The organism is Leptolyngbya sp. FACHB-671 (assembly GCF_014695745.1).
Taxonomy (GTDB): Bacteria; Cyanobacteriota; Cyanobacteriia; order Elainellales; family Elainellaceae; genus JAAUTN01.
The window spans coordinates 56,501-83,447 of record NZ_JACJOV010000074.1; the positions used below are offsets into that span (position 1 = coordinate 56,501).

Below are 26,947 nucleotides of genomic sequence, written 5' to 3' on the forward strand. Positions count from 1 at the left end.
CACCAGACAATGCCTAACCTAGAATCATCTCTTTCCCAACAGCCTGAATCGCTTCAACAGCAGCCAGAAAAACAGCCAGAGAAAGTCTACCTGCCGCGCACCAGCGAATCTGAAAACTTGAGAAAAATTCGTCACACCGCTTCACATGTGATGGCGATGGCCGTACAAAAGCTATTTCCCAAGGCGCAGGTAACTATTGGACCCTGGATCGAAAACGGTTTTTATTACGACTTTGACAGTCCTGAACCGTTTACCGAGAAAGACTTAAAGGCAATTAAGAAGGAGATGACTAAGATTATCAACCGAAAGCTGCCCGTGACGCGGGAAGAAATCAGCCGGGAAGAAGCTGAACGCCGCATCAAGGAAATTAATGAGCCTTACAAATTAGAAATCCTGGAAGGGCTAGAAGCCCCGATTACGATTTACCATTTGGGCGACCAGTGGTGGGATTTGTGTGCTGGACCGCACCTGGAAAGCACGGTTGAACTGAATCCTGATGCGATCGCTCTCGAAAGCGTGGCGGGTGCCTACTGGCGCGGCGACGAAACCAAAGCGCAGCTTCAGCGTATCTACGGCACTGCCTGGGAAACGCCAGAGCAGTTAGCTGAATATAAGCGCCGCAAAGAAGAAGCCCTTAAGCGCGACCACCGCAAGCTGGGCAAAGAACTAGGGCTATTTATCTTCGCAGATCCGGTTGGGCCGGGTTTGCCGCTGTGGACTCCTAAGGGAACGGTATTGCGATCGACGCTAGAAGATTTCCTTAAGCAAGAGCAAGTCAAGCGCGGCTATCTGCCTGTCGTTACACCGCATATTGGACGGGTTGACCTGTTCAAAATTTCGGGACACTGGCAGAACTACAAAGAAGACATGTTCCCGATGATGGCGGAAGATGACGACGCCCGTCAGGCAGAACAGGGATTTGCGCTAAAGCCAATGAACTGCCCCTTCCACATTCAGATCTATAAGAGTGAATTGCGCTCTTACCGGGAACTGCCCATGCGGCTGGCAGAGTTTGGCACGGTCTACCGCTATGAGCAATCGGGCGAACTGGGCGGATTGACCCGCGTTCGGGGCTTTACGGTAGATGACTCTCACCTATTTGTCACGCCCGAACAGCTGGATGAAGAATTCCTCAGCGTCGTGGACTTAACTCTATCGGTGTTTAAGAATCTGCAGCTGAAAAACTTCAGAGCCAGACTTAGCTTCCGTGACCCTGCGTTAGATAAATATATTGGCTCTGATGAAGCCTGGGACAAGGCAGAATCTGCCATTCGCCGTGCAGTAGAAACGCTAGGCATGGATCACTTTGAAGGCATCGGGGAAGCAGCTTTCTACGGGCCAAAACTCGACTTTATCTTCCAGGATGCGCTCGATCGCGAGTGGCAGTTGGGTACGGCGCAGGTTGATTACAACTTACCCGAACGGTTTGACCTAGAGTATGTGGCGGAGGACGGTAGCCGCAAGCGCCCTGTGATGATTCACCGCGCTCCGTTTGGCTCTCTCGAACGGTTAGTTGGCATTCTCATTGAGGAGTATGCAGGTGACTTCCCGCTGTGGCTATCTCCGGTTCAGGTACGCCTGTTGCCCGTGGGTGAAGAGCAGTTGCCTTTCGCTAAAGAAGTTGCAGCCAAGATGCGATCGCTCAACATCCGCGTCGAAGTGGATAACAGTGGCGATCGCCTTGGCAAACAAATCCGCAATGCTGAGAAGGAAAAGATTCCGGTCATGGCCGTCATTGGCGCAAAGGAAGTGGAAGCCAATTCTCTCAGCGTCCGTATTCGTGAAGCCGGAAAGGAAACGCAGGATCTCGGCGCAATTCCAGTTGAGCAAGTGATTGAGCGGGTGAAAGGGGCGATCGCTCACTACAGCCACTTCTAACCAAACTTGATAGGGTGCGTCGTGACGCACCCTACTTCTTAGTGCCTATGAGATATTAGGTGTTCCTGAACTGTGGCGCTACGAGAATGGCAGGTTAAAGGTTAGCGTTCTTCAAGCTGGTAAATACAGTGAATCTGAGACCAGTCCGACCTTCCCTAATTCGCCTATTGTTGAAACCATTCCTCAGTTCATAGAACAGAGCAAAAGTAAGGGTACAAGCCCTGCTTTAAGGGCATTTCGGTAGTGGGTAAAGGATAAAATTTGCTAGAAAGAGGAAATCTCTCCATCTGGGGCGGTTGTCTGGGGTGAATTCTATTGGCTCAAGATCTATCTTGAAAGAGCTGATGAATTGGATTTTGTGTTTTGAGTTTGAAGATTGCCACGCCACAAGAGCAAGACCGTGAGGCGCTTAACCGCCTTCTCAACATTCAGACGATCTATTATGAACCCGCTGTTTTAGAAGTTCCGCGAGGGCAGGAGATTTTTGCTCAATATCCCGATACGCAGCGAATTGAGGTCGAGTCACACTGGCAGATTCCTGAACTACATGGCAACGAGGGAGCCGTAGAAGACTGGAACCGGATCAAGCGAAGTGTCTTAATTCTGGGTGTGAAAAAGTCACTTCAGGCACGTCCTAACTCTCGCAGTTCTGACTTTATTGCACCTTCCCATGCAAATGGCTGTGCGATGGCTTGTTCATACTGCTACGTGGCCCGGCGCAAGGGCTTTGCTAAGCCTATTACTACATTTGTCAACATCGAGCAGATTCAGCGATATCTTCAGCGTCATACAGCTAAGCAGGGTAACAAGCCTGAGCCAAATCAGGTCGATCCGCAGTATTGGGTTTATGAGATTGGTGAGAATAGCGATTGCTCGGTGGATGCAGCCATTTGTGACAACGTGAAGGATATCATTCAGCTTTTTCGCACCATTCCAAATGCAAAAGCAACGTTTGCCACAAAGCGTGTTAATCGTGAGTTGCTTGACTATGGCCCACAGGGCAAGACTCGCATTCGGTTTAGCTTAATGCCTCAGTCAAAAGCGCAGATTGTGGACATTCGCACTTCTAGTATTGGCGATCGCATCTCCGCCATCAACGACTTTGTCGAAGCGGGTTATGAAGTTCACATTAACCTTGCACCGGTGATCTACACCGATACTTGGCTGACTGACTACGAGGAGCTGTTGCAGCAGATCGACGACACGCTGTCCCCTCAAGCAAAAGCCCAACTGAAAGCAGAAATCATTTTCCTGACTCATAACGATAAACTGCACGAGGTTAACATGGGCTGGCATCCGCAAGGAGAGACCTTACTCTGGCAACCTGATTTGCAGGAACAGAAGCATTCTCAGACGGGTGGCAAGAATGTCCGCTATAAGCGCGGCTTTAAAGGAACTCTCGTGGATGCCCTTACTCAGTTAATGCAGGAGCGCTTACCCTATTGCACCATTCGCTACGCGTTTTAGATGAGAGGATTAGAGTAGGTCTGTGGGCATCCAAGAAACCACCCTTAAAACCTGCTCCTTGTATCTTTCGGAGATAGTTGTTATTGGTCTAAATTGCTATCTATCGTGCTATCAATTCCCCCTGACTGCAAGAACTCACGCCAAGTCGTATCGATACTCAGATCATCAGGTTGGCTGCGCTTTAACTCGAATAGGAGAGTAAGGGCATCGTACCAAATGCCATCCTCTTGATATAGTGCAATACGCCGGGCAGGGGGAGATTGCTCAATTTGACTCAGACGGACTGGGTTTAGCTCGATACGTTGAATGCTGCCTGTAACAAACTGATCTTCGATACGATTGTCTGGGTTGCAAATGATAGCAAATGACCATGTATAGAGACTGCCAATTTCTAAAGGAGCAACCTGATCGGGAAGGGAAATGCTGATTAAAGTAGGAGTATCCGTCAGGGGGACTGTTGTTCGATAAATGCCTCGTCCGTCTCGGCTGCGAAGGCTAAACTCTGCGTTCTCGGCACTGGTGCTGGGCACGTATACCAGAAACGTAGGGTGCTCTGCCAGGCTTAAACCCGGTGTAGTCGTTGGGCTAAGAGCAGTCAATAAGGGATCGGTTGTTGCCGCGATCGCATCTTGGGGGCAGGTGGATGCACTGCGCCGTCCTCCTGCGGCTGAGCTACCTGGATTGTTAGGCGGGGGTGGGGGTAAGGTTTGCTTGAGCGTCTGCTGAACAGCCGTTGCTTGGGGGGCGATCGCCAGTTCTAAAATCAAGACAACTGCAATAGATAGGCGGCACAGCAAAGATTGGATGTAAGTCATGACGTTGTTATAACCGGTTTTCTAGAAGGGCAAAACTTAAGTATCAGGGAAACGGTGGATTAGGTTACTCCTTTCAGTGTTGCCAGGTGAACAAGTGGCTGGTTGATTGGAGGAGTTCTGCACGACTGGCTCAGGAGTGATAGCCATCAGGAGAACCTCTCCAGTGGAAGTGGTTTGCCATCCTGTAGCTTCGGTGAGTGGGGCGTTGGAAGCGCGGAGAGGGGTTGCGGCAAATTCCCCAGATCCTGGTGTCTCTATGTCTCCCCGACCTTCCCCCTCATCCCTTTGCTGGGTTACTGTTAACCTGCGTCTATCCTGCCAACCTGCGTCATCATCTAGTTGCTGCTCGAGATTGGGGGGCAAACCCCCTCGACCACTAATGACGAATGAATTGCCCTCGTCTGCCGGACAGCCTTGAGCAATTAACTGAGATGAGTCTACTAAGTCAATGGGGAGCTCAACTAAACCAGGTGTGGGGTCAGTTCCGGTGAGGGTGAGGGCAATGGTTCCATCTAGAGCGGCGTTTGCGCCTGTAGCGGTTATGTCGCTTAAAGGGGTAGGAGTAAGACGTGGCTGGATACCCAAAATACCAGATGCGTTGATGCTGATGTTGCCACCCCGAAAATTCTCAGAATTAGCGCTGATATTGCTATCTTCGTTGGACACAGCAATTAGAAATTGAGTATCGATTGCAATGTTGCCGCCAGGAATGTTACTTCCAGTGGCATTGGTTGTGATGTTGCTACCGTTGCGTAGGAGAATGAGGGGCGATCGCAAGTTAATATCACCCCCACCACCAGACGTGTCCGCCCGAATACTACCTTGATTATTGAGAAAGATCTGACCTGCATCTACAAACAGGGAACCTGCACGTCCCCGACCTGAACTACTCACCGTCACTTCTGCTTGATCTTGAATGTTCAGCGTTTCGGTTTGCAGGTTTAGGTTACCTCCCGCTCCTCTGCCGCTGGTTTCGGCTGAGATGATGGAGCCATTACCTGTTAACGTGATAGACTCTGGAGCCGTAATGGTCAGCGCTCCACCTCGACCGCCCCCAGAGGTAGAAGCAGAAATTTGCGCTCCTTCCTGTAACTGCACTGTTATGCTCTGCCCGTTCCCTTGGGGCTGAATCCTCAAGTTACCTGCATTCGCATCGGTGGTTGTCTGAGCGAACAGTCCACTTGATGCACCAGAGAGCCGCAGATTAGATGAGTTTACTGTGATGTCTCCGGCATCCCCTTGTCCTGCAGTGCTGCTAACTAGACGACCACCATTCAGCAATGAGAGGAAGTCAGTAGTAAGGGCGATCGCCCCGCCTGCACCACTAGAGTTAACTTCAGTGTTGGTAAACAGTCCACTAGCCGCACTCACCGGATCAACCGTGGTTCTGCCAAACCGAGCTAGTCGAGCGTCAAAGGCAGAGTCACTGCCTGCGATGTAGAGGCGATCGCCCGCATTCACAGTGATGCTTCCCGCTTGACCACTACTAAAAGCAGTGGTGAGTAGTTGTCCGCCCCCAGTTAGATCAACAGTTTCAGCATTCACAATAATTTCACCCCCTCTTTCGGTGCTGGAAGAGCGGGCACTCAAGACTGCTCCCTCCTCTACCCGCAAGGCGTTAGTATCGATACGAATGGCACCGCCCCGCCCTGTTGATGTGTTCTCTGTATTGGTGAGCAAGCCGCTGGAAAATCCAAAGGAACTGGTGCCGGAGAGCGTCACTGCATCGGTCGCCCGAACTCGAATGTTGCCTGCACCCCCTCGTCCAGACGTACTGGCAGCCAATCGCCCACCCGCTTCAACGGTTAGTTCGCCCGTCGCTATCCGAATACTTCCTCCCCGTCCAATCGAGTTTGGTTCTGTATTGGCATATAGTCCACTGGCTGGGCCTGCACTAATCGCATCAATCTCATCATCAGGTTGAGGAACACGACTGGTGTAGTTTGCATCTGTTCCAGAAATGGCTACCCGCTCTCTCGCATTAATTGAGATATTTCCGGCTCGCCCCTGACCTAACGTAGTCGTCGCCAATTGTGCTCCACTGATCAACGAAACTGAGTCTGCTGTGATCTCGATTTGCCCTCCGATGCCGACGGCTCCAGCGTCTACACGAGTGTTAATCGCACTGGCGGATACGCGATTTGCTCCATCCAGGAGAACGGTATCACGAGCATCAACCGTGACATTCCCAGCATCACCGCGTCCCCTAGTGCTGGTGGATAGTTGAGCACCATTGAGCAGAGTGAGCGATCGCGCAGCAATATCAATATCACCGCTTCTACCAATGGCATCTCGATCTAATGTGCTGACAGCATCTCCACCATTAAAGGAAACGGTATCCCTTGCCTGAATTCGGATGTTTCCAGCCCTGCCTTGTCCCTCAGCATTGGTGATAATCCTTCCCCGATCAGAAACGGAAAGTGAGCCTGTGGTGATGATGACATCTCCTCCGTTGCCCGTTGATCCTTCCGTTGCTGAGGTGAATATTCCACTGCGGTTGGTAGTCTGAACGGGGGCTGTACCACGAATCTGTATAGCGTTACGAGCCTCGATACTGACGCGACCTGAGTTACCCGTTCCACCAACATTTGCAGTATTGATTGCCCCTCCATTGGTCAGAAACAGTGAGCCAGTTGTGATATTTACCGCCCCTCCCTGCCCCACCGCTCCTGGCTCCACTCGTGTAAAAATAGTGCTTGCAATGGTGCCATCGGAAGACTCACCATCCAGGGAAACGCGATCGCGCGCATTGATGGTAATGTTGCTGGCATTCCCCCGTCCAGAAGTTCCAGCAACCATTTGAGCCCCATTGGTGAGAGTGAGTGTCCCCGTCGTGATATTGATACCGCCAGCATTACCGATAGCAGTTGAGCCCACCGTGTTGGATATCTGTCCACCCTCCATCAAGACGGTGTCGCGAGCATTGATATTGACACTGCCACTATCCCCTTGCCCTAGCGTGGATAACAGCATCCTAGCGTTTTCTGTAAAAGCAAGTGACTCCGTAGTAATGTTAAGGTCACCACCGTTGCCAATACCCGTTGGTTCCACATAATTGAATACAGCACTGTCCTCTGAAAGAACGGTATCACGGGCATTGATATTAAGATTGCCAACGTCTCCTCTCCCTGCTGTGAATAGAATGAGTTGAGCGTTCTCGGTAAGAGCAAGAGACCCTGTGTTGATATTGATGTTGCCACCGTTGCCGGTGCTCGTTGGTTCTACGGTATTGTATACAAAACTGTTGTTGAACAAGACGCGATCGCGAGCGTTGATGAAGATATCACTCGCATCCGTTTGCTGAGAGGTATTGGAAATTAAAAGTGTACCGTCGAACAAGATTGTTCCCGCTGAGATGGTCACATTTCCCGTATTGCCGCTGCTGCCAGGTTCGGCTGTGCTGAGCAACCTATTTCCCAGGATCGTGATGCGATCGCCTGCTGTGAGATAGATGCTGCCGGTATTTCCCTGTCCAGCCAAGATGTTGGTTACGGGAGTGTTGGAAATTGTGATCGAGCCAGTTGCATTTAGCTCAAGATCCCCAGTTTGAGTATTGGGAGATCCTGTATCTCTTAAAACCCCAACTCGAAGTGACCCTCCAAAAACCTCAATGTTTTGGGCAAGAATTCTGATACTGCTACCACTGTCTCCTTCGACACTAACATCAGGACTACCATTCCTTAAGAAAACATCCGCTCTGGTTACTTCATTGGGTATATTTAATCGCCAATTCTCGCGCACCGTGGATAACCTGACGGTTCCCGCCTCACCAACACTTCCTAATTCGACATGGCTCCCTGGACTAATCAGCCGCCCGCCATCTAGTTGAATTTCTCCTCCAACTAGCAATAGATTCTGTCTAGGAAGAACTTGTAAACCCTGCTCGTTAAAGATGGATTGGTTAACAATAGGCTGTGGAGTGGGTTGGTTGAAGAAGAGCGCATTGGGATTAATGCTGAGCAATTGATTGGGCAGGGGTTGAGCTATATCGCTGCTGAACACTTCCCCATTGGGAAAGCTGATCGCATCCGCAGTCGTAGCAACGAATGAGCCACCAATATTAAGTGCCGCATTCGGCCCAAACAGAATGCCATTGGGATTGAGCAAAAATAGGTTAGCAGTCCCATTCGCTCGAATCACGCCATCAATCTCTGAGACTGACCCGCTTGTAACGCGGCTGAAAATGTTTTGGATACCGGCAGCATTATTAAAGAAGGCAGAACCGTCAGTAGGCACCGAAAACTGGCTAAAACTGTGGAATAGATTTCCCCCTCGCCTTGCTCCACCATCAATCTGAAAATTGGGGTTGCCTGTAACTTGCGATCGCTCCCTTGCAGGCAGAGTAACATCAGGAATGACCTCTGCAACACTGGGTTGCACCCAACCCAATATTCCTACAGCACTGGTCAGCAGAAACCATACATTCAGATGCCCCTTACTCATCTAGTCTCGTCCCCAGAATTGAATAATTTGGTGCAGACAGTCTTGTTGCATAAGTGCGATCGCGCTATCCGTGGCTAATCCTCTCCTAAACGCCATACAGTTATCCCGATTCAGCCATTATTTTCTGGCTGACTTGCTTTCAGTCAATATTTAACGGGTAGGGACTCCACAGCTCCTTCTCAAATTTCCGTTTTTTATTGTCGTATTTATTTTTCAACATTTCTTCATTTCTTACCACTTAAGTTCATTGAGTTAACTCTTAACTTAAGCTGACATCAGGTTATTGCTCAATTAAATTCGATTTAGGCTACCTATATCTTAATAAAGCGTTATAACTCTATAAGCCGGAGTATCTATATTGTGCTGGAGCTGCATCTTATTTGAGATGACTCTGATACCGCTTGAAGCCCAGTTTGAGGTAGTGTAGCGGTCGCTACAAAATTTCTCACCCTTAGAAGAGTGGTTGAGAATGTTCTGTCTATGCTGTTACGAGTGTTATGTCGCAAAAACTGTTTAAGGACAAACAATCTGTATTATTTGGATACTCGAAACGTAATTCCAAAGAGTGCTTAAATAAACTTGGCTGAGAGACTCTACTTTCTTAAGGGCGTTGTTGAATGCGGGTATGATTCACGGGTCTCAATCTCCTCTGTAGGGCATGGCAATGCCATGCCCCTACAAAAATTCATATATCAGGTCAGCAATGCCTCCTTGAGCAATTCCATTAACTTGTCCCTTGCGGATCATATTCATCGCTTCAATCCCACTGGAAGTTCTTCTCGCGCTATTGAACGATTTGAATCCCATCATCGCTTCACAACACGGTTGATGCTTCAATGATCTTGCTCAACGAGGTTATTCAAATATTTGCTTTGCCTCAATTCGGTCTTATTTCCAATCGTCTCATCTTCCTTAAGAGTCCCGTTGCCGCTGAGTAAGCGATATCCTCGTCCACCGTAATCACCCGTGGAGGCTAAGTGTGCTGTACTTGGGCGATCGGCAAAAAGCCAATCGAAAAAAACAGCGTGGACAAACCAGGATTAAAACACCTTGTATGGATAACCTCCTGAATTGATAGCCTTGACTGGTTTTACAGAATTACAGCCGTTTTCACTCGTATAAACCACAGACCGCTATAGGGGCAGTTCACGAACCGCCCCTACGCTATGGCTTACTCATCCGAAAATGGCTGTAAGTTTTGGTAACTTCCATAAATTGGCTACAAAAAATTAGCTACAAAACAACAGTGAAACCTTTTTTATTTCAAGTAGTGTTCTAGATGTTCCACAAGATGTTTCTTTAAAACGATCACCATTTGCTACTCCTTGCCACGATTGGGTGAGGAGTCTCAGGAGTTGGACGTGCTTGAGGTACAAACAGCGTTTCAGGGAAAAAGGAATGACCAAAAATTTCAATACTCGGATTTCACCTTCACTATCTGAACCAGTTACCTTCAATAGTTAGTAGTGTTGCAAAATGGTAGTTCTGTCGCAAAAAAAGTGACTACTTTATATCAAGGACACTATGCTTAGAATCCCGCATCGGTTTCCTAAGCATAGTGTCCCTAAAAATTCTTGCGACAGAACCGGAACAAGCACTTTAACAGTACGGCTCCAGAGGAGCCTAGCTCACCAAGCTCACCTCTCCTGTATCAAGGTCGTAGTAGGCTCCAACCACCTTAAGCTTGCCTTGTTCTACTGCGTTGGCAATGACTGAAGAGGTTTGTAGCCGTTGCACCTGAAGTCGAACATTCTCTTTGATCGCATTTGTTAGTCGATCGCCTGATTGTCCTTCAGATGCTCCAACAGCAGGTCGAATGGCGTACACGAGGGACTCAATCACACCAGGAAGTTCTGTACCAACTTCTAGAGCAGCTTGCACTGCGCCACAGCGTTCATGTCCCAAGACAACGAGTAACGGTGCTCCGAGCACGCCAACAGCAAACTCTTCACTGGCAATACCTTCTGTAATGGCAATATTGCCTGCAACCCGTACCACAAAGAGATCGCCAATGCCCTGGTCGAAAACCATCTCTGAAACAACCCGCGAATCAGCACAACCGAGAATGGCAGCAAAGGGAGCCTGTCCAGTTGCTACCTGGCTAATGCGAACGCTGTCTTGATTGGGATTCAACCGTCTATTTGTCACAAAGCGCTGGTTGCCCTCCATCAACTTGGCTAGTGCTTCATCGGGAGTCAAAGTGGATGAAGACGTATACGGAGCACTGCCCGAAGCTTGAGCCACTTGAGTTCGATCGGCTCGGTTTTGAACGGTACGAGCCAACGCTCCAGACCCTAACCAAGCAGTGAGCGAAGTTGCACCCACGAAGGCACTACCCAATTGCAAAATGTTTCTTCTTGAAACCAAAGATTTATCTGAATGCTGCTTCATATTCTCTCCTCTCTGCGTAGATCTCCATCACAATTCGATCGCCACGCAAAACGAACTCAGCCGCCCAAAATGGTAGAAGCTTGCTGTACTAATGAGTGCGATCGAGGTTGATTGAGTTTCGAAACAGCTTACCATAGATTAATCTCAATTCTCGCGAAATAAACCATTGAATTTAATCGATGGTTTTCATTAGTGCAACACGACCCGATCGCACCATCACTGTTTTTTATTCCTGCTTAGATGAGTAGAGAAAACGCATTGTGCCATTGATGAAACCCAATTCCGCGCAAAAGCTTAACCACAGCATGACATCCAACATCGCTCGGAACAGTTTGTCGTAGCCAAAGATGCGATCGCTCACCATCCCTAACAACCAGGGCATCGCCAGCAGCACAATCGCTGGGAAAAACATCCATCCGATGCTCAAAATGAGTTGCCATTTGGGCATCGTGTGGGTCTTTCGTCTCCACTGGGAAAGGTGAAGCAGGCTGCGAATCGCAAATGCCACACCAATAACCGTGACAATTGCAACACTGATACCCCAGAAATTAATGCTGAAACCACCTGAAGGAAACGTTCCATAAGTGAGCAATTGAATCAATCCAGTTTTGATTTGTGGCAGGGCGAAGGCGATTAGCGGCAAAGCACTGATGTTATAGAGCAGAGCGATACCATATTTTTCATTCGGCAACACAACAGTATCAGTATAGAAAGTAGACAAAATGCCATTATGCTGAAGAACTTGCCTGCCATTTTCTGTTGTGGCAAACCATCCCATCGCATAGGAACTGTCAAGCTGTTGTGGAAGCGTATGCATAAGGGACATGCTGCTTGGAGTTAGCAGTTGTGTCTTCTCATGCCCCGCGTGATTTTGCAGAATGAGATACTTTGCCATGTCCTCAGCGGTGGAAATAATGCCTGCACTGCCACCTAAATAGCCTGATAGCTCTGGATAAGCAAATGGAATGGCAAACGCCATCAAATGACCTGATGCCAAACCTTTAGCTTGCTGCTGTGCTTCAGCCATTGTCGTGGCATGGAAGGTCTGTGACATTTGAAGCGGCGCAAAGATGTGCAATCGCAAATAGTCTGAAAAGGGTTGACCGCTGACCACTTCCACCACTCTCGCCAAAACATCATAGTTAGGATTGAAATAGTGAAACTCAGTTCCGGGAGCTGCAACTGGATGGGCTTTGTGCAAACTGTTTACTCGTTCTGCATTGGTTGTGGGTTGAGGTTGCAGTGACTCCGGAAAGCCACGATCAGACAATCCACTGGTCTGATTTAGCAACTAGGGAAGTGAGTTTTAAGGTGAGTGAAGGTCGGAGAGAAGATAATACTACCATCACTTGCTCTCACGGTAATGCTGCGTAGCTTCGTGTGGGGCAATTCCAGGAGACGATCTGCTAAACCCATCTCCTCCATAATTTCCATTGCGGAGGGTTGGAGGGTATCTCCTCGAAAGTCGCGATCGAAGTCCCGATGGGCTTCCAAAAGCGTTACGGCAATGCCTTGACGAGCTAGAAGTAATGATAGAACTGCGCCTGCTGGGTCACCTCCGATAATGCAGCAGTCTACTTCCTGTACATCTGCTATTTCATGAGTCTGGGAAACTGGCTCAGTTTGAGGTGAACTGAAATGGATTGACATCGCGAACCTCCTCGGGATGTTTTGCTCCCTCTTCTACAAAGCTCAATTAACAGAGCCTTGGCGAAGGAAATAAATGCTCCCACGATTCTCTTGTAAGCTGCCACTCAATCTGATTCCATCCTCGCACATTCATCCAATCAGGACTGGGTTGTATACCAATCTCAACGAATCCGTAACGTTTTGCTAGTCGGGATACCCTCAGGTTAGCGCTCACAGAAATACCGATGATTTCTTTTAGCCCCAAATCGCGAAACCCAAAGTCAATTAACGCCTTACCGATCTCAATCGCGTAGGCATAACGTCCCCAAAATTGAGGTGCCAGTTCAATTCCCAGTTCTGCTTGTTCGGAGCCATAGCCATTCTGTCGCAAACCGCCGCAGCCAACTAACTCTAGAGTCCGGTGATCGACGATCGCTAACTGGTAATTGCGTCGAGGAATTTCGGTTGCCCACTGTCTGAACCGTTGAAACAGTTCTTGAATAAACTCTGGTGTCGATTCTTCTGCTGAACAAAATTCGGCATATCGAGGCTCAGCATGATAGGCAAGAAATGCAGGCTCATCCTCTTGAACAAAATCACGCAGAATAAATCTCTTGGTAATAATCTCCATGATCAGTACTCTGCCCTCTTATTGCTCAGTGTAGTTACTCGGTGTAGTAACTTATGTTTACGTTTCTCCATCAGGGCTAGAAAGAAAGCCCGTCTCATTCAGCAACTGTTGTAGTTTTTTGTGAGGTAACTCTGTGTCTTTTTTAGGATTGCTCCACATTGTAGAAAAGAAGTTTTGCATCAACACGACAATGCTGTGATATTTAACAACGCTATCCACATAAAACTGATCTAGATTCAGATCCTCATCCACATGAATCTGTTTGATGTTGTTGAGTAGTATGGCTCCCACTTGGTAAGGTTGTAGACCCTCGTTTATGCCATATTTCTCCATTATCTTGCGTTTGCTATTGTCTGAGCATGAATCAAATGCCCAGCGAATTGGATGTCCTAAATTTCGCAGGACTTCCCCGTAATCATAAAAAGTGTTTTGCTCAAAGAAATTTTCTTCCTCTTCCGTCGGTGCAAAACTCTTGTCCAAAGCTAGACCAAAATCGGTTAAATAAGTTTGTTCGCCATCAGTGAGAACATTGCGAAAATGTGCGTCGAAATGGATGATGCCCTTCGTTCTCAAGAAAGCGATCGCCCTCCACAAGTCGTTGAGAGATTGCCGAAGCTTGCTAGGGTTTTCTTGCAACCATGTTTCTAGCACATGAGGAACGTACTCCAGAAATAGAACCAACTCGTGCTGAGCATTTGACCTATCTAACACATATTTCTTGACGTTGATATGATTGCCCCAGTGCTCTACATCAATCTCTAAATCTGCACGCTCTCCAGTGGAAGGAACAATTCGATAATGGTACATCAATGGAAATGTTGCGTGAGCGTCACTGCTGGAGGCGATCGCACCTTCTAGTACCCAGTGAGTTGTTTTGAGATGAGTCACAAGTTCACGGAAAACCCCTAACCCAGTAGAACCGAAGCCATAGTTGTAAGTGGGTGGAAGATTATAGAGATTTTTAGTAGAAAACAGGTTGTCATATTCAAGATCTGTAACTGGAACCCGTTTCACAAAGACTTTAGATTGTTCAAAGATGATGATGTGATTCATCCCCCAACCTGTGCCCGATTCATTCGATGCACTTTGGTCAAGCAAAGAACGTAGTTTTTCGTCATCTAACTGGCTAATTTGTGAACTAATCTCGAAATATTTCTGCCTTCTAAGTTCTAAAGAGTTTCTAGGCACGTCCTAAACACCTCATGTAGGTCGAGCAATAGTTTTATCCGTAGTGTAGCGATCAATCTGGTTCAAAGACCTTTCCATCCTTGCTCAAACTGTGCCATTCTTGCATTCAAACACAGCATCTTTGAAGAGGTTCATTCAACATCTGTGTAAAGTGCGATCGTCTCCTTAGCTGCTTGCACAATGCGATCGCGTAATTCTAAAGGTTCAATCACTTCCATCTGTGCACCAAACCCCAACACATAAGCACAAGCCGCTTTCTCAACGTCAAATCGTAACGAGACAGGAATCCAACCCTCGGCATCGGGTGCATCAATCATTTGTTCGATGCGAGCAAAGTACCCAGCGTAGCGCAACCAGGACATTGCTTCTGGTGCGACCCGTACCGTTACGTCATAGTAAGGTAGATTCGCTTTAAACTCCACCATCGATCGCTGCCAATAGTCGGCTAAGTCGAACCCAACTGGACGAACACAGTGGGCATTCATCAGTACAGCATTCTGCACTCGTGAAATGCGGTAAGAACGCACCTCTCCTTCTACGGCTGCTACCAAATACCAAACACTACCTTTAGCAACCAGTCCTAGAGGATTGATCAACCGTTCAATCTGCTTACCGTTGCTACGCTCATAGCTCAAAAAGACTTGCTGCTCTTGCCAAATTGCGGCTTGCAGAACCGGAAATGCTGACATCTCTTCGTCCCAATGATGCCATCCGGTTGGGTCAACATGAATGCGCTGACTCACCACTTCTGCCTGCTGACGATTAGCAGCAGGCAATGCTGCCAGAAGTTTGAGTAGTGCGGCTTCAAATGCCTGGTTCCAGCCTAAATCTGCTAGCACATGAGTCGGTTTTGGCAAAAATAGCGCTTGAATTTCTGCCAGGTTGAGTCCGGTCAGGGTGGTTTGATAGTCCTCCAGCAAGCCCCATCCGCCGCCCTTACCGCGTTCTGCCACCACCGGAACCCCTGAACTGCTGAGGGCATCCATATCGCGGTGAATAGTGCGCTCAGATACTTCCAGCCGCTCTGCCAAATCTCGTGTGGTTAACCGAGAATGAACCTGCAACAACATCAGAATGGAGAGGAGTCGATCGGCACGCATAACGATTTTTAGAACGATCGCAACTTCTTCTACACTACTGCTGAAATATGACAAAGGGTGTCAGGAAGTCGTCTTTATGCTGTTGGCTAGAACGATTTTGAGGGGTCATGATGCAGCCATTAAAAGATAAGATTGCGATCGTTGCAGGAGGCACGCGCGGTGCAGGACGAGGCATTGCGACAGAACTGGGTGCAGCCGGAGCAACGGTTTATGTGACTGGACGCACAACTCGTACACAACAGTCAGACTACAACCGCCCAGAAACCATTGAAGAAACCGCAGAGCTAGTGACTCAGGCGGGTGGACAAGGGATTGCAGTTCAAGTGGATCATCTAGATCTAGAGCAGGTGCGATCGCTCGTAACTCGTGTTGAACGAGAGCAAGGACAGTTAGACATTCTGATCAACGATATCGGAGCAGAACATTTCGCGGAATTTGATAAGCCCGTCTGGGAGGTTGATTTGGAGCGGGGTCTACGTTTGTTACGATTGGCGATCGATACTCATCTCATTACCAGTCACTTTGCCCTGCCGCTACTGATTCAAAAGCCCGGAGGATTAGTGGTTGAACTCACTGATGGAACGGCGGATTACAATAATCAGCACTATCGGCAAGCATTAATGTACGATCTCGCCAAGAATTCAATCATTCGGATGGCGTGGGGACTAGCACAGGAGCTTAAACCCCATCACTGCACGGCAGTGTGCCTGACTCCAGGCTGGTTACGATCAGAGATGATGCTAGATCATTTTGGCGTGAGTGAAGCCAATTGGCAGGATGCTACAGCAAAGGAACCGCATTTCATCATTGCCGAAACCCCCCGCTATGTAGGACGTGCTGTTGCCCATCTTGCTGGTGATCCAGAGGTGGCTCATTGGAATGGTCAGTCTCTTTCCAGTGGGCAACTCGCGAAAGTTTATGGTTTTACGGATCTGGATGGTTCTCAACCGGATGCTTGGCGTTATATCCAGGAGGTGACAGAGATGGGTAAACCTGCTGACGCAACGGGATACAGGTAAGGTTAGCTGTTGAATTCGGAGCAATTAAAGAGACTTTAGCCAGAGTTGAAATGCAGTTCGTGCCCTACATACAACTTCTCTTGATCACCTCTGCAAAACACAGTTATTTCATTATATACTTCCGTTTAAATTGCTTATGCAAGTTTTGGGTTGCAGTCTCACCAAATGACGCTTTGACAAGGGCAAAACTAGAAAAGTCTTTTGCACGCTACTCATTTTGTGGCACCTCTTCAATGTAGTAAAAATAATCCCAGAGGATGGCTTCCCAGCTTGTGCAGCGAAGCAGTTTGCCGCCAAGACTTCCCGTAGGCTCTAACGTGCGGTGTGTCGCTGTATTGCCTCAATCATAATGAACCAGTCATCACGATGCAGCTCATGTCCTGTCCCAGGCAACGTGAGTAATTCAGCGTTAGGAATCTCTGCCTTTAATGCCAAAGCATGAGCATAGGGCAGCACAGGATCTTCTGTACCGTGAATAATCAGTGTTGGAGCAGCGATCGCGGCGAGACGGTTCAGCCATTTCTCTCCTCCTTGAAGCAGGGCATGATTAAAAGCAGTTGTTGGATTAGGTGTGCGATCAAAATCAGCAATCACCAATTCACGTATAGCTGATTCATCAAAGGGATGGGCTGAGCCAGAGAGCAACCGCCATGCCTCAACCTGGTATTCAACCACTGCTTCACGGTTCGTCCAATCGAGTTCACTGGCTTTTGCATGATAGTTGAGGACAGACGGATCAATCCCAGGTATGGTGGGGTCTGTCTCAGCCAAACGTTCTGAGGCAATTAAGGTTAAACTTTTGATGCGTTGAGGATGCTTAAGCGCCATGAGTTGACTGAGATAGCCTCCCAGTGACATCCCAATTAAATGGGCACTCTGAAGACCATAGCCATCGAGTACCCCAAACGCGTCATCCGCCAGATCGTCAACGGAATAGTTGATCTGTCCTGGCTCGTAGCTGGTTGAGCATCCAGTATCTCGGTGATCATAACGAATCACATATCGTCCCACAGCAGCCAACTGACGGCAGAATGCTTCCGGCCACCAGATCGCTGAAGCCGTTGCTCCCATGATTAACAAAATTGGAGTATCGTCTGGAGAACCAAACGATTCTGAAAAAAGGTGAACTCCGTTGATGCTAATTTGTTTGCTTTTCATACGTTGCCTTGTTCAGTTCGGTTTTGTAACTCCAGTTAATTGAACGGGTGCTGCATATTTAGTTCGCTGTGACTGGCGATCGCTTCTAAATTCGCAATTCGTTCTTCAAGGAATCACATGATGAACACTGCAAAGTTCAAGCTATGTCTCCATCGGAACTCCAGTTAATGTCTATTGTCATGGTTCTAATGGTTCAAAGGGCTTGGCATCTGAGAAATCATAGATTTCGACCGCTTCTTCACGCCGAATCATCCGTTTTCCCAAGCGAGGAAACTCAGCAATCTCAACATCCAGGTTCTCTCCTCCTGCCAGATACACGAGGTCTTGAGTCCCTGTATTCCTGAGATGGTGAGCCACTGAAGGGGTAGGAAATCCCATAAAATCTCCAGCACTCACCTCAAATTCTGACCCATCAATTTCTGCGACACCATCACCCGATAGGACATAAATCCATTCTTCTTCCCGATGATGGGAATGATAGATAAATGATTCTTTGCCGGGAGGTACTTTAATGAAGTTCACTCCTGTGCGCTGCAGTCCAACCGTTTTGCCTAACTGCATTCCTGCCAGCTCGGAGTTTGGGTTCCAGGGATGTGAGAAGTTTTGCAAGTTTTCAACAATTTGTTTGGATTGGAGAAGCAAAGGCTGTTGATCTGTCATGCTAATTATCCTCCGGAAACTAATTAGTACAGCTTACTCGTAAGTTGATATGCCCTACCGTACTCCAACGTTGGTTTGTGTGCTGACGAGATGAATGCGATCGCACTCAGTCGCAGGATGAAGCCGCAACTCCCCTAGCTTGCCATTTCAATGAGCGAATCCCTGGATCGGGAAAGCGAGTTGAGGAAATACGATATCCGTTGGCACGTTGCTCTAGCAGTTTTGCCCCAATAGGACTAAGCTCAACAGGCAGTATCAACTCAGGTGGAGACGCATAGGGCTGTGGATAAAACACATCTGTTTCGCCAACTCCTAGTACAGCTGATAAATCACCTGATTGCATGAGTAATGCATCATCACCTTCTGCACAAATGATACCCACCTGGCGACTTTGCAAAGTTGCCATTTCAATTTTCAATCTTGCTACTTCAGCCTCTGACTCAGCCAGTCTAGCCTCCAGGGACTTCAGTTCTGCATCACTTGTAGAAGCATTGCACGAGGCTAGACTGGCGAAACAAGCAGTAGCAAGAAATACCTGGTGCCAAGAAAGGTTAAACATTGTTTCACACTCTCAATTGAGCAAATTGAGGCGATCGCTTTTCAGGTCGTGGATTTGCTTTAATTTATCTAAACAAAATAATTCACGTAAAGAAATTTGCTCAACATCATTTTTCCCGTACTACGCCCATCCTTACAACTTTTCTAGAGTAGAGAAATTGTCTAAATCTGGCTATCTGCTTCCTGCCATACTATCAAAATCTTGCGACCAGCTTTCAAAAGCCAGAGTGAGCCGCGCAAAAGTGACTACAATCGAAACAAGGCTTTTCATGTACACAACCAGATTTATAGAATGAGACATCAACAACCACCTAGTAGCTTTGTATGAACCGTGCTGTATCTTTATTAATGGCTGTGTGTATTAGTTTCATTGCAGGGTTACTCATTTGCATAGGAACCTATTGGTTTGTCCGAGCTTACTTATTTCCACCAGCGACTCTCGAAGTTCGTGGAGTTTTGAGGTTTCAATCACAACCCAGTGCTCCAAGTGCCACTGGTAATCCTCCCAATGGCTATTTTATTGAATCAACTGCAATTGATCGATTTTATCTAGAGGGCGATTTGATCAAGACTTACGTTGGTTCTCTTGTTCTTGTGAAAGGAACGATTTCGACCGTGTGTGGTCCTGATACTTACCCTTGCTACCCAAATCTCTTAGTAGAATCTGTAATTCAAGTTCCAGGGTAAGGTTAATGATCGAGAGGATCAAGACTCATCAGGTCTAAAACATCCTTTAATACTCCACTAATAAAAAGGCGATCGCGCCAACTCAAGTTTGACAATCAAGTGAACTTAAGTTCACATTGTTCCAATACTTTAGATTGCTTGATTAGCAATCGTTCTGTTACTTAAAGTGCAAACTCTGAGTTGACGACGGATTTGGATTTGTTTCCTATAGTGAATACTACAAACTGCTATCCAAGATTGAAGAGAAGCGATTTCACAGTGCCTCTAGTACAGGAATTTATTTTTCTTCAGAGGTTTAAAATGAGCCACGATATTTTTACTGAAACAGTTAGCGATCGCAACCAATTAAGTGTACCTCCCTCAGAACAAGATCATCTTCAGGGATCGCTCAATGCCAAAGTTGTACTTGTTGAATACGGAGATTATCAGTGTCCTCAATGTGGAAAACTTCATGCTTTAGTTCAGACCATCCAAAACCATCTCAATGCAGCCGGTTCTAAACAAAATAATCTCTGCTATATATTCAGGCATTTTCCTCAGCCCCAAATTCATCCATACGCTCAAAAGGCAGCGGCAGCAGCAGAAGCAGCGGCAGCACAAGAGCAATTCTGGCAGATGCACAAAGTTTTACTGCAGCATCAGCTAGCTTTGAGCGATGGTCATCTAGCGGAGTATGCTCACAATTTAGGGCTTGATGTGACTCAGTTTGTTCGTGACATTGTTAGAAAAGTGTATGCTGATTCCATCAGTCGAGATGTCACGAGTGGAAGGCACAGTGGCGTGATCAGCACTCCGGCTTTGTTTATTAATGGTGTTCGTTATAGAAACGCTCTAGAACTTGAACCGTTATTGGCTGCGATCGCCAAATCTAACAATTCTCTATGACAAGCTATTCGCGTTTTAATTGTTGATGACCACTCCATTGTTCGGTGAGAAATTATGACCCAACATCAAGATCAATTCAATCAGAAGCATCCCAGTCAGAATATTGAAGGACAAGAAGAATCTCGTTATGAGGACGAAGCATCCATCGGTGGAGCCATGGATGAGGCACAACTTAGCAACGAAGAGCTTGCCGGTATTTCTGGTGGCTTAAAAAATTCGAGCGACTTACTTCAGCAAGAAATTTCACACGATGTTCTTGGCGAGGAAACCAAGTCATTTGAACCTGAGCCAACTTTTCCAAAGCCATCTCATCTAGAAGACTTGTCATAAGCATCGTCGATTCCAGACTTAAGGAGTAATTCATGACGACCTATCGCACGGTTGCGATCGATGGTTTAGATATTTTTTACCGCGAAGCAGGTTCTCGTGATAATCCAACAATTCTGCTGTTGCACGGATTTCCGGCTTCATCACATATGTTTCGCAATCTGATCCCTGCGCTTGCTGATCAGTTTCATTTAGTTGCCCCCGATTACCCGGGCTTCGGCAACAGTTCGATGCCAACTGTAGATGAGTTTGATTACACATTTGATCATCTAGCTGAGATCATCGAGAAATTTATCGATGCGATCGCCGTCCAGAAATATAGTCTTTATGTGATGGATTATGGTGCTCCCGTTGGCTACCGCATTGCAGTTAAACATCCAGAGCAGGTAGAAGCATTAATTGTCCAGAACGGGAATGCCTACGAGGAAGGATTTGGTAAGTTCACGGACCCGATTAAGGAATACTGGCGAAACCCTTCTCCTGAAAATACTGACAAGATGAAACAATCTTTCACTCTGGAAACAACAAAGTGGCAGTATACCAACGGTGTTAGTAATCCAGAAGCAATCAGTCCTGACACCTGGACGATGGATCAATTCTTTCTTGATCGCCCAGGAAATGAAGAGATTCAGCTAGCACTGTTTTATGACTACAGAACGAATCCACCGCTCTATCCACAATGGCAGGAGTATTTTCGCAATCATCAACCTCCTACCTTGATTGTTTGGGGTCAGAACGACGACATCTTTCCTGCCGAAGGCGCTTATCCCTACCAGCGTGACCTGAAAGACGTTGAGTTTCATCTGCTCAATACCGGACACTTTGCATTGGAAGAGGAAGGAGAGGCGATCGCCAATTACATCCGTCAATTTCTCACATCACGACTGCAACCCATTTCTGCTTAATCAAATAGCACAAACAGCTATTCCGACCACTACATCATCTGCGGTTGATGTAGTGGCAGCAATTCAGCGTCAACAATCGCTCGTGCCATCCTTGGGACAGTTTCTATGCAGAAGGACGGCAGGTCATGACTCCTTCCCTCTGAGTATCGGCATTAGGGTTACTGCCCATTGCCCGAACTGTAATCGTAGGTTCATAGCCAGGGTAACAACGGATCAAAACAGTGTCTGCAGCTTGGGTCACGTACAGCACATAAACAGGTCTACCTCCTAGTACAGCAGGAACCAAGTCGGGGGGTGCCGGAGCAGTTGCAACAAGTGTTGATTGATTCAGAGCATCTACATCCGGCGTTTCAGATAAAACAGACCGTGCTTGAACAGACTGCAAACTGATCAGGACTAATGCCACGAGAGTAGCTAGTGCAGCAAAGAATTTAGCGGATAGTTTGAACATGACTTTAAAGTATGTGTGTAGCGTTATATGACTTTAATTTAAGGAACAAATTCCAATCTGTCGTCAACTCAAAGTCCTGATTTGAAGCAACAGAATGACTGCTTACTGGGCAAACTGAGGTACTGCTGTTGCATCAAACTTAAGTTCACGCAACATTCCTATAGGCTAAGCAATATTCACTGTCCTGCTAGAGCTTGAGCCTGCTCTAACAGTTGTTCAGCATTCTCTGCCCATTCTGGCTGTGCCTGAGTGGTAAACAGATCTTTGGCATATTGCAAAACTCGCTCGGCACTAGCGTATTGCCGCTGCTGAATAAATACTAGTCCGGCTCCGTAATATGCATTGGGATAATTAGAGTTGGCTTCGGCAGCTCGACGAAATGATTCTAGTGCGTCGTCCAGATTACCCTGAGCAAACTGAATTGAGCCCAGATTGTAGTGTGCCTCTGGATAGTTGGGACTGATCCGAATTGCCTGACTAAAGGCAGTAGCAGCTTGTTCAAACTGTTCTTGTTGAAGGTGAACCAAGCCTAAGTGATAGTGTGGCTCTGGTGCGGAGGGGCTGAGTTCGGTGGCGCGTTGAAAGGCAGCGATCGCCCTACCCCAATCTTGCTGTTGTTCTCGCACCAGTCCCAAATTGTAATGAGCTAAACCTAAGTTTGGATCAAGGGCGATCGCCCGCTCCAAATAATCGTCTGCCTGGTCAAAGTTGTTTCCCTCTAGCAGTGCTGCTCCTAAATTGGCAAAAGCCAGAGCAAATCTTGGTTCTGCCTGAGTTGCTTGATAAAAGGCAGTGGCCGCATCCTGAAGCTGTCCTTGCTGGCGCAAAGCTAATCCCAGGTTGTAGTGGGCGGGTGCAAGTCCAGGATTCAGTTCAGTAGCTTGACGGAAGGCGGCGATCGCCTCATTCATTTGCCCTTGCTGCACAAACTGCAAGCCTTGATTCAGCCGATCTTCTGCCGTTTGTGAAACTGTCTGTGCCTGAGCAACGGAAATCGCACTTAAACCAATCGGAGCAAACAGCACTGGAATCAAAGACAAACTAACGAGTAAAGATCTTGCAACCATGCCAACCACACTCCTGGGCGATCGCCGCTATTGTACTGCGTTCATCGTTCTAATCGAACTGTTGCAGTCTGACCTGACAAAACCAATCCCTTATTATTAAGTCAGTGAACTGTTGCGATCGCCCATACCATGTCTGCCCCAGCCACCGAAACAATTGAAACCGTCCTGGAGGAAGCGGTAGACGGCATCGTCCTTCCCCCCAGTGACCTCTACAGCGACGAACCTCCTTTGGAAACTCATCTCCACTTGCAGCAAATGCTGCTGCTGCTTAAGTGCCTGGATTGGCTATGGCGCGATCGCAACGATTACTTCGCCACAGGCAACCTCACAATCTATTACAGCTCTCGTCGGCTCAAGTCAGAAGATTTTCGTGGGCCAGACTTTTTTGTAGTGCTGGGTACGGAATGCAAGCCGCGCAAAAGCTGGATGGTGTGGGAAGAGGAAGGAAAATATCCAAACGTAATCGTTGAATTGCTCTCAAATTCCACCGCCAAAACCGACCGAGGGTTAAAAAAACAAATTTACCAAGACACCTTTCGCACGCCCGATTACTTCTGGTTTGACCCCGATTCGCTGGAGTTCAAGGGTTTTCATTTGGTGGATGGCACCTATCATGACCTTCAGCCAAATGAGCAAGGGCAGTTGTGGAGCCAGCAGCTAAACCTTTACTTGGGCATTCACAACCATCAACTGCGGTTCTTTACTCCAGAAGGACAACTCATTCCCACTCCAGAAGAGTCTGCCCAAGCGGCTGAGGCAATGGCGACAGCGGAACGACAGCGGGCAGAAGTAGAACGGCAGCGGGCAGAAGTAGAACGGCAGCGGGCAGAAGTAGAACGGCAGCGGGCAGAAGTAGAACGGCAGCGGAATGAAAAACTAGCAGCAAAGCTACGAGAGCTAGGCATTGATCCCGATACAGAGGTCTAGAACACCTTTGAGGATGACTCCGATCCCGCAAAAAATTCTAGGTTTTGTTTAATTCTCAATCTTAAGCAAAGTACACTAGAAGGAATTTAGTGGCGGTGAAGTGGGACGTACAGAATGTCTTTAAAGATTGAGCAGGGACTATTTAACTCAGACTTCATTGACTACCATGCGATTTTGGGAGTTCCCGTTGACGCAAATCCGAAAGAAATCCGGAAGCGCTACCTCAAAATTGCTCGACGGCTCCATCCAGATAGTTTCGCGACAGAAGATCAGACAGAGCGCGATCGCGCCAGTGAATTGCTTTCAAAGCTGGTCAACCCCGCCTATGAAAAAATCTCTCAGGAAAAAAGCTACAGCGAATACTGTGTTGTGCTGCGGCTCAAAGGACAGCAGGCGCTCAAGCAGCAAGATACAGTCGTGTTGATGAACGAAGCCTCTCGCACTCTAGCTTCAACCAACGACTTGGAAAACTACTACAAATCGACTCTAAAAGAGTTGGCAGAGCAGCAGTATCAATTGCTCAACCAAACTCTAGAACTAACGGGGCGGATCAGCGAACTCAACCTGGTCTACCTGATGCGTAAAGAAGCGCGCGGAGAGCCTGCAAACCATCAGCCCGTTCAGTCTGATTCTAAAAAAGGCTCGACGCAAAAAGCTCCATCCGCCCCAACAACGCCTAAACCCCCACCCACCAAAGAGGCGATCGTAACAGCCTATTTGCGTCGAGCTAAGGAATTTGAGGCAAAGCAGGATTTTCCCAGGACAATCCTTGAACTGCGTGAAGCGATTCAAATTGACCCTCGCAATAGCAGCTGCCATAGCCGCTTGGGAGCAGTCTACCTGAAGACGAATCAAGCGACGATGGCAAAAATTTACTTTAATCAAGCATTAAGCCTTAACCCCCAAGACCCAATTGCGCTGGAGGGTAAACGTCAACTTGAGGAGGCAGGCGGTCAGTCTGCCAAATCTCAGCAGACGAGTGCGAAGAGCAGCAAAGCCAGTAAGCCAAGTGGCGGGCTGTTTGGATTGTTTGGCGGAAAGAAGAAGTAACAAAGAAGTAGCAATGTATCAACCTCCCTCTGGAGCCAGAGATCTGTTTCCTCTGGATGTGGCTCAAAAACGCTGGATCGAAAACCGTTTGCAGCAGGTTTTTCAACGCTGGGGCTACCACCGCATCATCACCTCTACCCTGGAACGGGTAGATACGCTGATGGCAGGTGGGGCTGTGCAGCAGTCTACGGTCATTCAATTGCAAGAACTTGAGGATGAAACGCTGGGGTTGCGTCCAGAGTTGACCGCTTCGATCGCCCGTGCAGCAGTGACTCGTATGGCGGGCGTGAGCCATCCCCAGCGCCTCTATTACAATGCCAATGTGTTTCGACGGGCGCAGCGGGGCAGCCACAACCGCCAGCAGGAATTTTACCAGGCAGGGGTGGAGTTGTTGGGCAGTGGCGGCATAGTGGCCGATGCTGAAGTGGTGCTGCTGTTGATGGATTGCCTTAGCACGTTGGGACTAAAAGATTGGCATCTGGTTTTGGGGGAGGCTGGGCTGACGCGATCGCTCCTTTCCCCTTTCCCAGAGGAACTGCGCGACCGGGTAAGACGGGCGATCGCCCACCTCGATCGAATCACCCTAGAAACTTTGCCCCTATCTACCGAGTTGCGCGATCGAGCGCTGCTGCTGCTAGACCTGCGCGGTCGTCCGGCAGATGTGCTGCAACGAGTTTCCAGTCTGGACTTGGATGAAACCCAGCGGGCTACTGTGAATGCCCTAAAGTCGCTGATGGAAGTGCTGCAAGCCAGCTTTGAGGCTGAAGGGGAGGCGATTGCCCCCTCCCTAATTCTGGATTTAAGCTTAATTCAAACCTTTGACTACTACACGGGCATCGTCTTCGAAGTCGTAGGAGATGCCAACACGGGGCGGCGAGTGCTGGGTCAGGGCGGTCGCTATGACCAGCTTTTGGGCATCTATCACCCACAAGCAGAAACCTATCCAGGTGTCGGATTTGTCTTTAACCTGGAAGAGTTGCACCAAACGCTGCTGCCTACAGGTCAACTGCCCCATAACACTCCAGCGACCAACTGGTTAGTTGTTCCATCTAGCCCACAGGACTGTGCAGTTGCCTTTGCTTATGCCCAGAAAATTCGCGAATCAGCCAACCTGGTCAGGGTAGAAGTTGACCTGGATCAGCGGGATAGCCAGGATGCGGTGCGCGACTATGCCCGTCATCGCGGCATTAGCCAGATTGCCTGGATCAATGCTGACGGTGTGCCTGAGATTGAAACCCTGTCTTCTGTAGGATAAATCTCACACATAAATCACCTCTTGAGACGTGAATGGTAGCGCGGTTCCATCGTGCTACCATTCACGCAAGAAATCTAATGAGCCTTTGCCTGTAAAAGTAGATACGGTTGCAGTCGTGGCTACACCTGTTAGGCTAGAAAAAGCTGAATCAGGCTCATCCTGCTGATTCTTTAAGAGAGAACACTGAGAGAGAACACTGTGCCGCATACGATTCTGACCAATACCTGTGAGGGCATTGCTGATTGCGTTGATGCCTGCCCGGTTGCTTGCATCCATGAAGGGCCAGGCAAAAACGAAAAAGGGACAGACTGGTACTGGATCGACTTTGCTACCTGCATCGACTGCGGCATTTGCCTGCAAGTCTGCCCGGTAGAGGGGGCGATCGTGCCGGAAGAAAGACCCGATCTGCAAAACACGCCTGAGTAGGGTAAAAGATCTAACCGATCTGACCATTAG

23 protein-coding genes are annotated in these 26,947 nt (G+C 48.0%); 10 read left to right on the forward strand and 13 right to left on the reverse strand.

Going from position 1 to position 26,947, the window contains the following annotated elements; genetic code table 11:
• The first annotated feature begins 9 nt into the window (after nucleotides 1-9).
• Nucleotides 10-1,878, forward strand: coding sequence for a threonine--tRNA ligase (gene thrS / locus H6F93_RS09280; RefSeq protein ID WP_190680187.1), 1,869 nt, complete (start codon nucleotides 10-12; stop codon nucleotides 1,876-1,878).
• Nucleotides 1,879-2,241: 363 nt separating this feature from the next.
• Nucleotides 2,242-3,345, forward strand: a complete 1,104-nt coding sequence (locus H6F93_RS09285) for a spore photoproduct lyase family protein (protein ID WP_199313589.1) — start codon at nucleotides 2,242-2,244, stop codon at nucleotides 3,343-3,345.
• Nucleotides 3,346-3,425: 80 nt separating this feature from the next.
• Here H6F93_RS09285 and H6F93_RS09290 read toward each other — a convergent pair whose 3' ends face one another.
• The 8 genes from H6F93_RS09290 to H6F93_RS09325 form a co-directional block, all read right to left on the reverse strand.
• On the reverse strand, nucleotides 3,426-4,160 hold the full coding sequence (locus H6F93_RS09290; protein WP_190680188.1) for a DUF928 domain-containing protein: 735 nt from the start codon (nucleotides 4,158-4,160) through the stop codon (nucleotides 3,426-3,428).
• Nucleotides 4,161-4,196: 36 nt separating this feature from the next.
• The gene (locus tag H6F93_RS09295) at nucleotides 4,197-8,603 is read right to left on the reverse strand and encodes a two-partner secretion domain-containing protein (RefSeq protein ID WP_190680189.1); all 4,407 of its coding nucleotides are present in this window, start codon (nucleotides 8,601-8,603) and stop codon (nucleotides 4,197-4,199) included.
• Between the two features lie 1,623 nt (nucleotides 8,604-10,226).
• Nucleotides 10,227-10,994 carry a carbonic anhydrase gene (locus H6F93_RS09300; RefSeq protein ID WP_190680190.1) on the reverse strand — a complete coding sequence of 256 codons (768 nt, stop codon included), beginning with the start codon at nucleotides 10,992-10,994 and terminating at the stop codon, nucleotides 10,227-10,229.
• A gap of 226 nt (nucleotides 10,995-11,220) precedes the next feature.
• Complete coding sequence (locus H6F93_RS09305; RefSeq protein WP_190680191.1) at nucleotides 11,221-12,264, reverse strand: serine hydrolase domain-containing protein; 1,044 nt, start codon at nucleotides 12,262-12,264, stop codon at nucleotides 11,221-11,223.
• Nucleotides 12,265-12,278: 14 nt separating this feature from the next.
• On the reverse strand, nucleotides 12,279-12,644 hold the full coding sequence (locus tag H6F93_RS09310) for an FAD-dependent monooxygenase (RefSeq protein ID WP_190680192.1): 366 nt from the start codon (nucleotides 12,642-12,644) through the stop codon (nucleotides 12,279-12,281).
• Between the two features lie 46 nt (nucleotides 12,645-12,690).
• A complete protein-coding gene (locus H6F93_RS09315) occupies nucleotides 12,691-13,254 on the reverse strand; it encodes a GNAT family N-acetyltransferase (RefSeq protein WP_190646013.1) in 564 nt (187 codons plus the stop codon).
• 57 nt (nucleotides 13,255-13,311) lie between these two features.
• Entirely contained in the window at nucleotides 13,312-14,442 is a 1,131-nt protein-coding gene (locus tag H6F93_RS09320) for a BUD32 family EKC/KEOPS complex subunit (RefSeq protein WP_190646012.1), read from the reverse strand.
• Between the two features lie 131 nt (nucleotides 14,443-14,573).
• A complete protein-coding gene (locus H6F93_RS09325) occupies nucleotides 14,574-15,596 on the reverse strand; it encodes a helix-turn-helix transcriptional regulator (RefSeq protein WP_242043368.1) in 1,023 nt (340 codons plus the stop codon).
• Between the two features lie 53 nt (nucleotides 15,597-15,649).
• On the opposite strand from H6F93_RS09325, the gene H6F93_RS09330 reads away from it, so the two are divergent.
• Nucleotides 15,650-16,561, forward strand: a complete 912-nt coding sequence (locus tag H6F93_RS09330) for an SDR family oxidoreductase (RefSeq protein ID WP_199313590.1) — start codon at nucleotides 15,650-15,652, stop codon at nucleotides 16,559-16,561.
• A gap of 312 nt (nucleotides 16,562-16,873) precedes the next feature.
• Here H6F93_RS09330 and mle read toward each other — a convergent pair whose 3' ends face one another.
• The 3 genes from mle to H6F93_RS09355 all read right to left on the reverse strand — a co-directional run bounded on the left by mle (nucleotide 16,874) and on the right by H6F93_RS09355 (nucleotide 18,938).
• On the reverse strand, nucleotides 16,874-17,719 hold the full coding sequence (gene mle / locus H6F93_RS09345) for an alpha/beta fold macrolide esterase (RefSeq protein WP_190680194.1): 846 nt from the start codon (nucleotides 17,717-17,719) through the stop codon (nucleotides 16,874-16,876).
• A 177-nt stretch (nucleotides 17,720-17,896) separates the two neighbouring features.
• On the reverse strand, nucleotides 17,897-18,379 hold the full coding sequence (locus H6F93_RS09350) for a cupin domain-containing protein (RefSeq protein WP_190646010.1): 483 nt from the start codon (nucleotides 18,377-18,379) through the stop codon (nucleotides 17,897-17,899).
• Nucleotides 18,380-18,485: 106 nt separating this feature from the next.
• Nucleotides 18,486-18,938, reverse strand: a complete 453-nt coding sequence (locus H6F93_RS09355) for a hypothetical protein (protein ID WP_190680195.1) — start codon at nucleotides 18,936-18,938, stop codon at nucleotides 18,486-18,488.
• A 986-nt stretch (nucleotides 18,939-19,924) separates the two neighbouring features.
• On the opposite strand from H6F93_RS09355, the gene H6F93_RS09360 reads away from it, so the two are divergent.
• Genes H6F93_RS09360 through H6F93_RS09370 form a run of 3 tightly spaced genes read left to right on the forward strand, consistent with a single transcriptional unit; the run spans nucleotide 19,925 to nucleotide 21,741 of the window.
• Nucleotides 19,925-20,509 carry a DsbA family protein gene (locus tag H6F93_RS09360; protein WP_190680196.1) on the forward strand — a complete coding sequence of 195 codons (585 nt, stop codon included), beginning with the start codon at nucleotides 19,925-19,927 and terminating at the stop codon, nucleotides 20,507-20,509.
• Nucleotides 20,510-20,563: 54 nt separating this feature from the next.
• A complete protein-coding gene (locus H6F93_RS09365; protein WP_190680197.1) occupies nucleotides 20,564-20,839 on the forward strand; it encodes a hypothetical protein in 276 nt (91 codons plus the stop codon).
• Between the two features lie 32 nt (nucleotides 20,840-20,871).
• Nucleotides 20,872-21,741 (forward strand): alpha/beta fold hydrolase, encoded by an 870-nt coding sequence (locus H6F93_RS09370; protein WP_190680198.1) that lies wholly within the window; start codon nucleotides 20,872-20,874, stop codon nucleotides 21,739-21,741.
• Nucleotides 21,742-21,844: 103 nt separating this feature from the next.
• Here H6F93_RS09370 and H6F93_RS09375 read toward each other — a convergent pair whose 3' ends face one another.
• Together H6F93_RS09375 and H6F93_RS09380 are read right to left on the reverse strand one after the other, a co-directional pair.
• Nucleotides 21,845-22,192 carry a hypothetical protein gene (locus tag H6F93_RS09375; RefSeq protein WP_190680199.1) on the reverse strand — a complete coding sequence of 116 codons (348 nt, stop codon included), beginning with the start codon at nucleotides 22,190-22,192 and terminating at the stop codon, nucleotides 21,845-21,847.
• Between the two features lie 176 nt (nucleotides 22,193-22,368).
• A complete protein-coding gene (locus H6F93_RS09380; protein ID WP_190680200.1) occupies nucleotides 22,369-23,259 on the reverse strand; it encodes a tetratricopeptide repeat protein in 891 nt (296 codons plus the stop codon).
• Nucleotides 23,260-23,388: 129 nt separating this feature from the next.
• On the opposite strand from H6F93_RS09380, the gene H6F93_RS09385 reads away from it, so the two are divergent.
• From H6F93_RS09385 to H6F93_RS09400, 4 genes are all read left to right on the forward strand, one after another.
• Nucleotides 23,389-24,186, forward strand: coding sequence for a Uma2 family endonuclease (locus H6F93_RS09385; protein WP_190680201.1), 798 nt, complete (start codon nucleotides 23,389-23,391; stop codon nucleotides 24,184-24,186).
• A 114-nt stretch (nucleotides 24,187-24,300) separates the two neighbouring features.
• Nucleotides 24,301-25,236 carry a J domain-containing protein gene (locus H6F93_RS09390; RefSeq protein WP_190680202.1) on the forward strand — a complete coding sequence of 312 codons (936 nt, stop codon included), beginning with the start codon at nucleotides 24,301-24,303 and terminating at the stop codon, nucleotides 25,234-25,236.
• 13 nt (nucleotides 25,237-25,249) lie between these two features.
• Complete coding sequence (locus tag H6F93_RS09395; protein ID WP_190680203.1) at nucleotides 25,250-26,491, forward strand: ATP phosphoribosyltransferase regulatory subunit; 1,242 nt, start codon at nucleotides 25,250-25,252, stop codon at nucleotides 26,489-26,491.
• A 198-nt stretch (nucleotides 26,492-26,689) separates the two neighbouring features.
• Nucleotides 26,690-26,917, forward strand: coding sequence for a 4Fe-4S dicluster domain-containing protein (locus tag H6F93_RS09400; protein ID WP_190646000.1), 228 nt, complete (start codon nucleotides 26,690-26,692; stop codon nucleotides 26,915-26,917).
• Nucleotides 26,918-26,947 lie beyond the last annotated feature (30 nt).